Raw genomic sequence first — 11,982 nt, 5'->3', positions numbered from 1 at the left:
CAGGTCTTGCGTCCATCCCGCGCGACAATCCGCCCCCATGCTGTACGTCATTTCCCCCGCGAAATCCCTGGACTACGACACGCCCACGCCGCCGGAACTGGCCGCGCTGGCGAGCCGCCCCCAGTTCGTGCCGCAGGCGGCCGAGCTCATCGGGATCCTCAAGACGAAGTCGCCGTCCGACATCGGTGGCCTGATGGACATCTCCGAGGCCCTGTCGACGCTGAACGTCGCGCGCTACCACGCGTGGTCGACCCGTTTCACCGACAAGAACAGCAAGCCCGCCGCGCTGGCCTTCAATGGCGACGTGTACGACGGCCTGCAGGCCGCGACGCTGTCGATCGACGACCTGCAATGGGCGCAGCGCCACCTGGCGATCCTGTCGGGGCTCTACGGCGTGCTGCGGCCGCTGGACCGGCTGCAGCCGTATCGCCTGGAGATGGGCACGGCGCTGAAGAACGACAAGGGCGGCAATCTCTACGCCTACTGGGGCGACGTCATCGCCGAGCACCTGAACGCGCAGAGCGCGCAGCTCACCGCGCCGGTGATCGTCAACCTGGCCTCGCAGGAGTACTTCAAGGCCGCCGCGCGCAAGGCCTTGAAGCCGCGCGTCATTGAATGCCAGTTCGAGGACTGGAAGGGCGGCCGCTACAAGGTCATCAGCTTCTTCGCGAAGCGGGCGCGCGGCCTGATGGCGCGCTACGCGATCCAGCAGCGCGTCGGCACGCCGGCGGGGCTGCTGGAGTTCGCCGCCGACGGCTACGCATACGCCCCGGAGGCGAGCGAGCCGGACCGGCTGGTCTTCCGGCGCCGGATCGCCGAGTGAGCCGCTTGAAGGGCCTCGATACAAGCGGAAACGGATCCTTTTGATACTGTCGCGGACATGAGCACCACGCAATACCTCACGCCGGAACTGCGCGACTGGGTGGCCGCCCAACTGGCCAATGGCATCACCCGCGAAGCGCTGTACCAGGCGATGCTGACCAGCGGCTGGCAGCCCGACATGGCGCAGCAGGCGCTGGCCGAGCACCGGCCGTTCGAGCCGCCGCTGCGGCTGCCCGAGCTTCCCGAGCCGGCCATCGAGCCCGGCACGCTGCCCGAACCCGACTTCAGCGAGCAGCGCAGCGTGCTGCTGCCGGACGGTCACCGCGTCCAGATCGTGATGGCGCTGCAGCGGCCCCGGGTGATCGTGTTCGGGAACCTGCTCTCGGAAGAGGAGTGCGACGCGATCGTCACCGCCGCGGGGGCGCGGCTGGCGCGCTCGGAGACGGTCGCGGCGCGGCGCGAGGGCAGCGAGGTGAACTCGGCCCGGACCAGCGAGGGCATGTTCTTCGAGCGGGGCGAGAACGAGGTCGTCGCGCGCGTGGAGCGCCGCATCGCGTCGCTGGTGAACTGGCCGGTCCGCAATGGGGAAGGCCTGCAGGTGCTGCGCTACCGCGCCGGCGCCGAATACCAGCCGCATTACGACTACTTCGACCCGCGCCATGCGAGCAGCAAGGCGATCCTGGATCGGGGCGGCCAGCGCGTCGCGACCCTGGTGATGTACCTGAACACGCCCGAGCGCGGCGGCGCGACGGTGTTTCCGGACATCAAGCTCGACGTGATGGCGCAGAAGGGCAACGCCGTGTTCTTCAGCTACGACCGGCCGGATCCCAGCACGCTGACGCTGCACGGCGGCGCGCCCGTGATCGAGGGCGAGAAATGGGTCGCCACGAAATGGTTACGTCAGGGCGAGTTCGTTTGACGCGGCCTTGACCGGCCGGGCGCTAGACTCGGCCCATCGCGCCGGCCGCCATCCTGGGACGGGCCGGCGTTCGTTGTCTTGAAGAAGGAACTCTCATGAAGTCGTTGATCGCCGCCTTGAGCACCGCCTTGCTGGCCACCCTCGCGCAGGCGCAGAGCCAGCCGATGCCGCCCGCGACGGCGCCGATTCCGGCCGCCCAGGCCGACATGGCCGCCCCGGCGGCCAAGCCCGCCAAGTCCGGCGCCAAGCACAAGGCCGCCGGCAAGACGGCGAAGAAGGGCAAGCACACGGCCAAGAAGTCCGGTGCGAAGAAGCCGGCCCAGCATGCGTCGTCGGAGAAGTCCGGCTCGAAGAAGGTCGCCCACGCCGGCAAGGCCAGGAAGGCCAAGCGCAGCGCCAGCGCCTGAAGACGGGCCGCGGTCCGATCCCCGTGCCGCGCGCCCCAACGAAAAAAGCAGCCCGAGGGCTGCTTTTTCATTGGGCTCCGGCCGGAGGCTCAGACGCGCTTGCGGTACTCGTGGGTACGCGTGTCGATTTCGATGTTGTCGCCTTGCGCCACGAAGATGGGCACGGGGATTTCGAAACCGGTGGCGATCTTGGCGGGCTTCAGGACCTTGCCCGAGGTGTCGCCCTTGACGGCCGGCTCGGTCCAGGTCACTTCGCGCACGACGCTGGTGGGCATTTCCACCGAGATCGCCTTGCCGTCGTAGAACACCACTTCCACTTCCATGCTGTCCTGCAGGTAGTTGATGGCGTCGCCCATGTTCTCGGCTTCCACCTCGAACTGGTTGTACTCGGTGTCCATGAACACATACATCGGATCGGCGAAGTACGTGTAGGTGCACTCCTTCTTGTCCAGGATGATCTGGTCCATCTTGTCGTCGGCCTTGAAGACGACTTCGGTGCCGGAGTTGTTCAGCAGGCTCTTCAGCTTCATGCGCACCGTCGCGGCATTGCGGCCGCCGCGGCTGTATTCGGTCTTCAGCACGACCATGGGGTCCTTGCCGTGCATGATCACGTTGCCGGCGCGAATTTCTTGAGCGATCTTCATGATGATTCCGGGAGATTGGGTCCGGGCACAGTCACTTGGATGCTTGGAGATCCGAACTGTTCCGGCGGTGTGAGGCGTTCGGCGCTGGTTCGGAAACCGCGCGTTCAGAACGCGAAAAGCCGCGCATTCTAGCTCGAAAGGCCTGTCACGCGCCACTCGCGCGCCGTGCAAACGCCTGCAGCCGCGAGGTCAAATCCGCCTGCGCGGCCAATTTGGCACGCCAGGCGTGCGCATGCGCGGCCGCGGCCGGCAGTTCCCGGAGCGCCGCCGCCGCGTCCGCGGTCCAGGGCGCGAGCCCGTTCCAGGCTCGGGAAAGGGCGCTCCAGCGCGCGCGCAGCGGCGCCTCGGCGCCAGCCAGCGACCGGTCCAGGAAGGCGTCCAGCTTCGGCCCGTGGGCGCCGTCCTCCTGGAAATAGATCTGCCACAGCATCGGCCGCCCGGCCCATTGGGCGCGGACGAACGAGTCCTCGCCGCGCACCAGGTTCAGGTCGCAGGACCAGAGCAGGTGGTCGTAGCCGTCCTGCGTCAGGTGGGGCAGCGCGAGCGCGCGCTGCCCGTCGCGCAGCAGCGGCGGCACGGCGGCCTGCGGCGCGCCCGGGCAGAGCAGCAGCAGCCAGCCGGGGCCGAGGGCCTCGAGCAGGGGCGCCAGCGGCGCCTGCGGATATGCGAACAGGCTCAGCACCCGTTCGCCCGGCCGGCGTCCCCAGCCGCGCGCCGCAAGCCACGCCTCGCCGCCGTGCGAGTCCGCCGCCTCGAGGAGGCCCGGCTCGCGCAGCAGCCCGCCGGTGCGTTCATTGAAGCCGGGATAGAAGAACCACTTGTCGAGCCCGGCGCCGGGGCCGGAAAACTGCGGCGACTTCAGTCCGTGGCTGCGCTCGACGTAGCTTTCGGCGCTGAGGTATTCGAGGTTGATCCATGCCGGCCGGACCGGCCGTGCCGCCATCGCGGCGACGAAGGGCGCGGGCAGTTCGCAGCCGAAGGTCTCGACGACGACATCGCCCGGCGCGGCCTGGGCGCTCTCGTCCCAGGGCCGGCAGGCCAGGCCCTGGACCGCCTGCGGCTGCATCCAGGCCAGCGGCGACAGGTCGTCGCACCAGAGCCGGGCCTGCTCGCCTCGCCGCGCCAGATCGCGCGCCAGCCGCAGGCAGACGCCGAGATCCCCGTAGTTGTCGATGACGCGGCAGAAGATGTCCCAGATCGGCATCGCGCGATTATCAAGCGGCACAATCGCGCCCCATGAGCACGATCCCCGCCGGCGCCAGCGAAGTGCCGGATCCGAATCCTTCCGCGCCCCCTGACTCCCCCGCGGACACCGGCACCCCGCAGTCCGCCGCCATCGAGGCCGCCGAATCGCGCCGCGTGGCCGACCTGGAACGCGCCGCGCGCGAGGTCCGCGACCGCCTGCTCGCCGAGGTCCTCGCGCTGCCGCAGCTGCCCGGCGTCTATCGCTACTTCGACGCGCAGGATCAGGTGCTCTACGTCGGCAAGGCGAAGAACCTGAAGCGGCGCGTCTCGAGCTATTTCCAGAAGGACCATGGCGGGACGCGGATCGGGATGATGGTCGCGCGTATCGCGCGGCTCGAGACCACGGTGGTGCGCACCGAGGCCGAGGCGCTGCTGCTCGAGAACAACCTGATCAAGGCGCTCAATCCGCGGTTCAACATCCTGTTCCGCGACGACAAGAGCTATCCCTACCTGCGCCTGTCCGGCCACGCCTGGCCGCGGATCAGCTACTACCGCGGCGCGGTCGACAAGCGCCATCGCTATTTCGGCCCGTTCCCGAGCGCCTGGGCGGTGAAGGAGTCGATCCAGCTGATCCAGAAGGTCTTCCAGCTGCGGACCTGCGAGGACACCGTCTTCAACAACCGCAGCCGCCCCTGCCTGCTGCACCAGATCCATCGTTGCACCGGCCCCTGCGTGCCCGAAGGGCGGAACGACGCCTACCGGCGCAATGTCAGCAACGCGGAGCGCTTCCTGCTCGGCGAGACGCAGGAGGTGATGGACGCGCTGCAGACGCAGATGATGTCGCACGCCGAGCGCTTCGAGTACGAGCAGGCGGCGGGCATCCGCAACCAGATCACCGCGCTGTCGAAGGTGCTGCAGCAGCAGGCGGTCGACGAGAACAGCGCCACCGGCCGCGATCGCGACGTCGACATCCTGGCGGTCAGGCTCCAGGGCGGCCGCGCCTGCGTGAACCTGGCGATGGTGCGGGGCGGCCGTCATCTGGGCGATCGCGCCTACTTCCCCAAGCACGTCGACGACGCCACCGCCGTCCAGCTGCTGGACGACGAGGAAGTCGCGCCCGCCGGCGGTACGCCGCCCAGCCCCGAGCGCCAGGTGCTGGAGGCCTTCATCGCCCAGCATTACCTGGAGATGCCGGTGCCGTCGCTGCTGGTGCTGTCGGACGCGGTCGATCCGGCGCTGGCCGAGGCGCTGAGCGCGCAGGCCGGCTACCGCGTCACGACGCAGGCGCAGCCGCGCGGCCAGCGCCGCATCTGGCAGGAGATGTGCATGAAGGGCGCGGAGATCGCGCTGGCGCGGCTGCTGTCGGAAGAGGGCTCGCAGCAGGCGCGCACGCGCGCGCTGGTCGATGCGCTGGACCTCAGCGTCACCGAGCTCGACAAGTTCCGCATCGAGTGCTTCGACATCAGCCACACCGCCGGCGAGGCGACGCAGGCGTCCTGCGTCGTCTTCGAAGGCCACCAGATGCAGAGCAGCCAGTACCGGCGCTTCAACATCGAGGGCATCACCGGCGGCGACGACTACGCGGCGATGCGCCAGGTGCTGACACGCCGTTACAGCAAGATGGCGGAGGCCGCCCAGAATGGCACCGGCCGCATGCCCGACCTGGTGCTGGTGGACGGCGGCAAGGGGCAGGTGTCGATGGCGCGCGAGGTCTTCGAGGAGCTCGGCGTCGACCTGGGCCTGATCGTCGGGGTGGAGAAAGGCGAGGGCCGCAAGGTGGGGCTGGAGGAACTGGTCTTCGCCGACGGCCGCGAGAAGGTGTACCTCGGGCGCGACTCGGCGGCGCTGATGCTCGTAGCCCAGATCCGGGACGAGGCGCACCGCTTCGCCATCACCGGGATGCGGGCCAAGCGGGCGTCGATCCGCACCGGCGGCTCGCGGCTCGAGGACGTGCCCGGCGTCGGGCCGAAGAAGCGCGCGCAGCTACTGCAGCGCTTCGGCGGTGTCCGCGGCGTGGCCGGCGCGAGCGTTGAGGAACTGTGCTCGGTCAAGGGCATCTCGCGCGAGCTGGCCGAGGAGATCTACCGCGCGCTGCATTGAACGGCGCGCGGATGTTGGGAAAGCAAAGGCAAATGGACACCATCGATCGAACTTCAGTGAAGCGCCTGGCGCGCTGGACCGGCAGGCTGGCGCTGGCCCTGTCGCTGGCGGCCTGCGGCGCGCCGGCCTCGCGCGCGCCTTCGCCGCCCGCGGCGCAGGAGCCGCCGCGCGAGATGGCCGCCACGCCGATCGCGCCGGCCACGCCGGTGCCCACGCCGCCGGCGGTGCGCCGCGGCCTGCCGCTGCCGGCGCCGCGTGCGGTCACCACGCACGAGGACCTGCGCCGCCAGGCGGCGATGCGCATGGTCGCGGCCAATCCGGAGGGCACCTACATGGGCGAGGTCCCGCCGGAGCTGCTCGCGATCCCGGTGCTGGAGATCGAGCTCAACCAGGACGGCTCGATCAAGCACATCCGCGTGCTGCGCAAGCCCACGCAGGCCGAGGACACCATCGAGGTCGCCATCGCCGCGGTGCGCCGCGCCGCGCCGTTCGGCGATGTCAGCCGGCTGCCCAAGCCCTGGAAGTTCGTCGAGGTGTTCCTCTTCGACGACGACCGCCGCTTCAAGCCGCGCACGCTGGACGATTGAAGGCCGCGCGCGGCCCGCGCCGATTCAGCGAAGACCGGGGACCGGGCACACCGAAACCTGGGCACAATGCCGCCCATGTTCTGGACGCTGCCAACCTTGCTGACCTGGGCCCGCATCGTGGCCATCCCGCTGATCGTCGGGGTGTTCCACCTGCAGATGGCGCCTGCCCATCAAAACCTGCTGGCCACCGTCCTGTTCATCACGGTCGCGCTGACCGACTGGGCGGACGGCTACCTGGCGCGCAGGCTCAACCAGACCTCGTCCTTCGGCGCCTTCCTGGATCCGGTGGCCGATAAGTTCCTGGTCTGCGCGGCGCTGCTGGTGCTGCTGGAGCAGCAGCGCGTGGACGCGCTGGTCGCGCTGGTGATCGTGGGACGCGAGATCGCGATCTCCGCGCTGCGCGAATGGATGGCGCAGATCGGCGCCTCGCGCTCGGTGGCGGTGCACATGCTGGGCAAGCTCAAGACGACGGTACAGATGGTGGCCATCCCCTTCCTGCTGTTCGACGGCAGATTGTTCGGCCTCATCAACACCCGGCTGTGGGGCACCTGGCTGATCTATCTGGCCGCGGTGCTGACCATCTGGTCGATGGTCTATTACCTGCAGAAGGCGCTGCCCGAGATCCGGGCCAAGGCGCGCTGACGCCCCTTGTATCGGGACTTCCCCCTTGTCGGTTGGTGCGGGCAATGCGTCTAGAATCCGCTTCCCGCGCCGTTCGGCGGCCTGGCAAACCAATGAGGGGATACCTTCGTGAACAAGTCCGAATTGATCGAGCACATCGCCAAGCAGGCGGACATTTCCAAGGCCGCCGCGGGGCGCGCGCTGGAGGCCGTGATCGGCGGCGTGAAGACCACGCTCAAGAAGAACGGGACGGTGTCGCTGGTGGGCTTCGGCACCTTCAGCGTCACGAAGCGCGCCGCGCGTACCGGCCGCAATCCGCGCACGAACGAGGCGATCAAGATCAAGTCGGCCAAGGTTCCCAAGTTCCGTCCGGGCAAGGCCCTGAAGGACGCGGTGAACTGACCCAGATGCCGGGCGCTTAGCTCAGTTGGTAGAGCACCTCCCTTACACGGAGATTGTCGGCGGTTCGAGCCCGTCAGCGCCCACCAGAAATCCGAGGCAGGTCCATGGTTCCCGTGGACTAGAATGCCGCGGCCCAAAGGCGAACCCCGGTTCGCCTTTGTCGTATGTGAAATGACCCGAGGTTGTTGATGTTTGATTTCGTTCGCAAGCACACGAGGCTGTTTCAGTTCCTGCTGCTGATCCTGATCCTGCCGTCCTTCGTGCTGCTCGGCGTGGAGGGCTACAGCCGCTTCATGGACGGCAGCAACGCCACGGTCGCGACCGTCGACGGCCGCAAGATCACGCAGTCCGAGTGGGACCAGGCGCAGCGCCAGCAGACCGAGCGCATGCGCCAGCAGGCGCCGACGATGGACCCGAAGGTGTTCGACTCGCCGGAAGTGCGCAAGGACGTGCTGGAGAACCTGCTGCGCGAGCGCGTGCTGGCCGCGGTGGTGGCCGACGAGCATCGCAGCATCAGCGACGACCAGTTGCTGGACCTGATCCGCAACGACCCGCAGTTCGCGCCGCTGCGCAATCCTGAAGTGGCCAAGCAGATCGCCGCGCAGCAGGGTCTGACGGTGGACGGCCTGCTGCAGCGCCTGCGCCAGGAGCTGCAGATGAATTCGGTGCTGGGCCCCTTGGCGCAGAGCGCGCTGCCCACGCAGGCCAGCGCCACGCTGGCCTTCGATGCGCTGCTGCAGCAGCGCGAGGTGCAGTTCCAGCCGTTCGCCGCGAAGGACTTCGCCGCGACGCTGGCGCCGAAGGACGCCGAGCTCGAGGCCTACTACAAGGATCCGAAGGTGTCCGCGAAGTTCCAGCTGCCCGAGAGCGCCGACATCGAGTACATCGTGCTGGACGCCGCCGCGCTGCAGGCCGGCGTGACGGTGCCGGCCGACGAGGCGCAGAAGTTCTACGAGAACAACAAGGCCCGCTACACGACCGATGAGGAGCGCCGCGCGAGCCACATCCTGATCAAGGCGGGCGCGGACATGCCGGCGGCCGACAAGGCCAAGGCGAAGGCCAAGGCCGAGGAGCTGCTGGCGCAAGTGCGCAAGAACCCGGCCAGCTTCGCCGAGGTCGCGACGAAGAACTCGCAGGATCCGGGCTCGGCCGCGCATGGTGGCGACCTGGACTTCTTCGGCAAGGGCGCGATGGTCAAGCCGTTCGAGGACGCCGTCTACGCGCTGAAGAAGGGCGAGATCAGCAACGTGGTGCAGTCCGACTTCGGCTATCACATCATCATGCTGACCGATGTGCGCGGCGGCCAGGTGCGTCCGTTCGAGACGGTGAAGGCCGAGATCGAGGCCGAGCTGCGCAAGCAGCTGGCGCAGAAGCGCTACAGCGAGATGGCCGAGGACTTCGGCAACACGGTCTATGAGCAGAGCGATTCGCTGAAGCCGGCGGCCGACAAGTTCAAGCTGACGATCCAGAAGGCGACGGTGCGCCGCAAGCCGGCGCCGGACGCGGCCGGCCCGCTGGCTTCGGCCAAGCTGCTGGAGGCGGTGTTCGACAACGACGCGCTGAAGAACAAGCGCAACACGGCGGCCGTCGAGGCCGGCGGCAACCAGCTGGTGTCGGCGCGAGTCGTCGACTACAAGCCGGCGCGCGTGCCGGCGCTGGCCGAGGTCAAGCCGGCGGTGACCGCGGCCTGGGTGCAGGAGCACGCGGCCGAGGCCGCGAAGAAGGCGGGCGAAGCGCGCCTGGCCGAGCTGCGCAAGGGCGGCGACGCCAAGGGCCTGGGCGAGGTGGTGACCGTGTCGCGCGCCAAGCCGGGCGTGCTGCCGCAGAAGGCGCTGGACGCCGTGCTGCGCGCGGACGCGTCGAAGCTGCCGGCCTATGTCGGCGTGGACGCGGGCGAGGGCAGCTACATCGTCGTGAAGATCGAGAAGCTGCTGCCGCGCGACCCTGCGCTGATCGATGCCAAGCGCGCGGCCGAGCAGTACGCGCGCGCCTGGAGCACCGCCGAGATGCAGAGCTACTACAACGTGCTGAAGGCCGAGTACAAGGCCTCGATCAAGCCGTCGGCGCTGAAGGCGACGGCGGCGGCCTCCGCGCCGGCCAACTGAGGCCGCGGCCGGGCCTCTGGGCGGCATTCGCGCGGACCTGCGGTGCTCTGGAAGGAATTTTCAAGAGAACCGCAGAAAGTGCTTCCTACAGAGGGAAAAGTCGGCCATAATCTATGTCTTCGCCGGTGGCTGTAGCTCAGTTGGTAGAGTCCCAGATTGTGATTCTGGTTGTCGTGGGTTCGAGTCCCATCAGCCACCCCACCGGATAGAAAAAACCCCCGCAAGACGCAAGTCCTGCGGGGGTTTTGCTTTTGGCGGCCGCTATGTCGCCAGCGACAGCCGCCGCCGCTGAACCACGCTGCCCGCCTTGCGGCATGCGATCTCCAGCGTCGTTCCCCTGGAAGGGCGGGGCAGCGTCAGCGTCCCGTCGGCGATGGGACGCGCCGCTTCCGCGGGCCGGCCGTCGACGTAGATCTCCAACTCGTCGAGGCCCTTTGTCGTGATGCTCACTTCGTCCGTCCTCAGCGTCACCCGCAGCGTCGTGCGCGGCGCGCCGGTGAGCATCTCGGCGCAGTACGCGATCAGGTCGACGTTTCCCTCCAGCACATCGCGGCGCGTCATCGCGTACGGGATCCCCGCGACGCCAAGATCCTCGATCGGCACCCCTGCCGCATCGCCACAGCGCAGCGCCCGGCGGAAGGCCATCGTGAAGCTCACGCCCTTGGGCAGCTGAGCAATCTCGAACTCCGTCCCTTCGAGCGCATCGGTCAGGTCCTGGCTGGTCCACACGTTGGCGCCGCCGGCGCCCGTGGCCTGCCCGACGCACACCAGCGCGCCGATCTCGTTGTCGACGAAGCCGGCGCAGAACAGATCCCCCGACGAGTACGTGTTGGCGTCCGCTACGCACACCACCGGTCCCCCGTACCGTTGCCCCACGTCGTTGCACCAGGCCGGATCGGTGATCGGCAGCGCTTGCGAATAGGTCTCGCCCGTCGCGATCGCCGATTCCAGCGAACTGATCCACGGCTCGAGCTCCATGCGATTGAACGCGCTGCGCGCCATCGCGCGGGTCAGTGGCGTGGCAACGAGGCTGAAGCGCGTCGGCGAGACCGGATTCGGCGTGAACAGCTGCAGCAGCCGTTCCGCCGCCCAGATGAGGCCGCCCGGATTGCCGCGCACATCGACGATCAATCCCGCATCCGGCAACTGCTCGACGAGCTGCGCGACCTCGTCGACGAAGGCGTCATGGTCTTCGACGTCGAAGGTCCAGATCCGCAGGTAGCCGATCTCGCGGAGCGGCGTGTCCGTCGCGATGCGGCGCGCGGACAGCGCGTCGGGGAAACGCGTCTCGAGCCAGTCCGTGTCGCGGGCCACGCGGCGCTGGTCCTCCGCCTCCCATTGCGCGCCGGAAAACATCAGCTTCTTCGCGCGCCGGACGTGCTCCGCGGCGGGGCTGACGGCGAGCCGCAAGGCCGCGTGGGCGCCCGGTTCCACGCCGGACTTCGCGCGGCCCGGATGCACTACATGCCATGGGATGCGGATCTCGCGCACCGGCTGACCCGCGCGCTCGCGAAAGCCGATGTCCACCCACATCTCGTCCGGCGGCGGCCCGTACTGCAGCGAGCGGAAGGTCAGCGATTCCAGCGCCCGCGCCAGCCGCGCGTCGGGCCGTCCGCCGGTCTCGCGGTCGGCGTGCAGCGCGACGGCGCGCTCGAAGCGCATGCCGTTCCAGGTCTCGAGCAGCACGCCGGGCTTGAAGCGCGCGTCCTGGATCAGCGTCGACGGCGCCACCTTGCTCACCACGAAGGCGGGCGCGTCGGTCGAGCCGTACTGCTCGACCAGGAAGGGCAGGCGCGCGACGGCCTCGCCGCGCCCCTTGGGGCCCGCGTAGAGCGTGTGGGCGTCGCGCAGGTCGACCACGAGGCCGGTGAGCGCGAGATGGAAGGCCGCGTCGCTCATCTCCGCGGCCTGCAGGCGCAGCAGCTGCAGCGCCTGCACCGGGTCGTTGGCATAGCCGGCGCGCTTCTGCGGCAGGTGGCAGTACGCGCCGCCGAGCGCCGTCAGCAACGCGTCGACGACGAGCTCGCGGTCGGCGGCATCCAGCGTGTCGCCGGACGGCGCCGTCGCCTTCGCGCGGCTGAGCGCCGTGCGCATCGTCCGGCCGCCGATCGGCGTGCCGGCCTGCGCCTTCAGCAGCGCGCTCGCGGGGCTCGCCTTGGCCGGGCGGGTCGGCTTTGCCGCCATGCTTGT

General features: G+C 68.9%; 11 protein-coding genes and 2 tRNA genes. 10 read left to right on the top strand and 3 right to left on the bottom strand.

From position 1 onward, the window contains the following. Window positions 1-37: 37 nt before the first annotated feature. From yaaA to ACEN96_RS17360, 3 genes are all read left to right on the top strand, one after another. On the top strand, window positions 38-823 hold the full coding sequence (yaaA, locus tag ACEN96_RS17370) for a peroxide stress protein YaaA (protein WP_495584335.1): 786 nt from the start codon (window positions 38-40) through the stop codon (window positions 821-823). A gap of 57 nt (window positions 824-880) precedes the next feature. After that, window positions 881-1,741: a 2OG-Fe(II) oxygenase gene (locus tag ACEN96_RS17365; RefSeq protein WP_495584334.1), complete on the top strand. Its 861-nt coding sequence runs from the start codon at window positions 881-883 to the stop codon at window positions 1,739-1,741. 95 nt (window positions 1,742-1,836) lie between these two features. Continuing rightward, on the top strand, window positions 1,837-2,148 hold the full coding sequence (locus ACEN96_RS17360) for a hypothetical protein (RefSeq protein ID WP_495584333.1): 312 nt from the start codon (window positions 1,837-1,839) through the stop codon (window positions 2,146-2,148). Between the two features lie 89 nt (window positions 2,149-2,237). On the opposite strand, the gene efp is transcribed toward ACEN96_RS17360, so the two are convergent. Together efp and earP are read right to left on the bottom strand one after the other, a co-directional pair. After that, on the bottom strand, window positions 2,238-2,792 hold the full coding sequence (gene efp, locus ACEN96_RS17355; protein WP_416763127.1) for an elongation factor P: 555 nt from the start codon (window positions 2,790-2,792) through the stop codon (window positions 2,238-2,240). Between the two features lie 145 nt (window positions 2,793-2,937). Further along, entirely contained in the window at window positions 2,938-3,996 is a 1,059-nt protein-coding gene (gene earP, locus ACEN96_RS17350; protein ID WP_495584332.1) for an elongation factor P maturation arginine rhamnosyltransferase EarP, read from the bottom strand. Window positions 3,997-4,028: 32 nt separating this feature from the next. Between earP and uvrC the strand changes: the two genes are divergently transcribed. The 7 genes from uvrC to ACEN96_RS17315 all read left to right on the top strand — a co-directional run bounded on the left by uvrC (window position 4,029) and on the right by ACEN96_RS17315 (window position 9,993). After that, window positions 4,029-6,077: an excinuclease ABC subunit UvrC gene (uvrC, locus tag ACEN96_RS17345; RefSeq protein WP_495584331.1), complete on the top strand. Its 2,049-nt coding sequence runs from the start codon at window positions 4,029-4,031 to the stop codon at window positions 6,075-6,077. 32 nt (window positions 6,078-6,109) lie between these two features. Continuing rightward, window positions 6,110-6,664: a hypothetical protein gene (locus tag ACEN96_RS17340; protein ID WP_495584330.1), complete on the top strand. Its 555-nt coding sequence runs from the start codon at window positions 6,110-6,112 to the stop codon at window positions 6,662-6,664. Window positions 6,665-6,739: 75 nt separating this feature from the next. Continuing rightward, window positions 6,740-7,306, top strand: coding sequence for a CDP-diacylglycerol--glycerol-3-phosphate 3-phosphatidyltransferase (pgsA, locus tag ACEN96_RS17335; RefSeq protein WP_495584329.1), 567 nt, complete (start codon window positions 6,740-6,742; stop codon window positions 7,304-7,306). Between the two features lie 108 nt (window positions 7,307-7,414). After that, complete coding sequence (locus ACEN96_RS17330) at window positions 7,415-7,687, top strand: HU family DNA-binding protein (protein ID WP_067270581.1); 273 nt, start codon at window positions 7,415-7,417, stop codon at window positions 7,685-7,687. Between the two features lie 10 nt (window positions 7,688-7,697). Then, window positions 7,698-7,773, top strand: a tRNA-Val gene (locus ACEN96_RS17325). 102 nt (window positions 7,774-7,875) lie between these two features. After that, window positions 7,876-9,792, top strand: coding sequence for a peptidylprolyl isomerase (locus ACEN96_RS17320; RefSeq protein ID WP_495584328.1), 1,917 nt, complete (start codon window positions 7,876-7,878; stop codon window positions 9,790-9,792). A 125-nt stretch (window positions 9,793-9,917) separates the two neighbouring features. After that, window positions 9,918-9,993: transfer RNA gene (locus ACEN96_RS17315), tRNA-His, on the top strand. A 60-nt stretch (window positions 9,994-10,053) separates the two neighbouring features. Here ACEN96_RS17315 and ACEN96_RS17310 read toward each other — a convergent pair. Further along, complete coding sequence (locus tag ACEN96_RS17310) at window positions 10,054-11,976, bottom strand: S41 family peptidase (protein ID WP_495584327.1); 1,923 nt, start codon at window positions 11,974-11,976, stop codon at window positions 10,054-10,056. Window positions 11,977-11,982: the final 6 nt, after the last annotated feature.

This window comes from Roseateles sp. Mitsp63 (assembly GCF_059491535.1).
The sequence above is the reverse complement of the archived record's forward strand: the minus strand, read 5'-3'. Positions and strand labels throughout refer to the sequence as shown.

Coding starts and splice junctions, on each gene's coding strand:
- efp (WP_416763127.1), bottom strand. CDS start 2,792: ATGAAGATCGCTCAAGAAATTCGCGCCGGCAACGTGATCATGCACGGC.
- uvrC (WP_495584331.1), top strand. CDS start 4,029: ATGAGCACGATCCCCGCCGGCGCCAGCGAAGTGCCGGATCCGAATCCT.
- ACEN96_RS17360 (WP_495584333.1), top strand. CDS start 1,837: ATGAAGTCGTTGATCGCCGCCTTGAGCACCGCCTTGCTGGCCACCCTC.
- ACEN96_RS17340 (WP_495584330.1), top strand. CDS start 6,110: ATGGACACCATCGATCGAACTTCAGTGAAGCGCCTGGCGCGCTGGACC.
- ACEN96_RS17310 (WP_495584327.1), bottom strand. CDS start 11,976: ATGGCGGCAAAGCCGACCCGCCCGGCCAAGGCGAGCCCCGCGAGCGCG.
- pgsA (WP_495584329.1), top strand. CDS start 6,740: ATGTTCTGGACGCTGCCAACCTTGCTGACCTGGGCCCGCATCGTGGCC.
- earP (WP_495584332.1), bottom strand. CDS start 3,996: ATGCCGATCTGGGACATCTTCTGCCGCGTCATCGACAACTACGGGGAT.
- ACEN96_RS17365 (WP_495584334.1), top strand. CDS start 881: ATGAGCACCACGCAATACCTCACGCCGGAACTGCGCGACTGGGTGGCC.
- yaaA (WP_495584335.1), top strand. CDS start 38: ATGCTGTACGTCATTTCCCCCGCGAAATCCCTGGACTACGACACGCCC.
- ACEN96_RS17320 (WP_495584328.1), top strand. CDS start 7,876: ATGTTTGATTTCGTTCGCAAGCACACGAGGCTGTTTCAGTTCCTGCTG.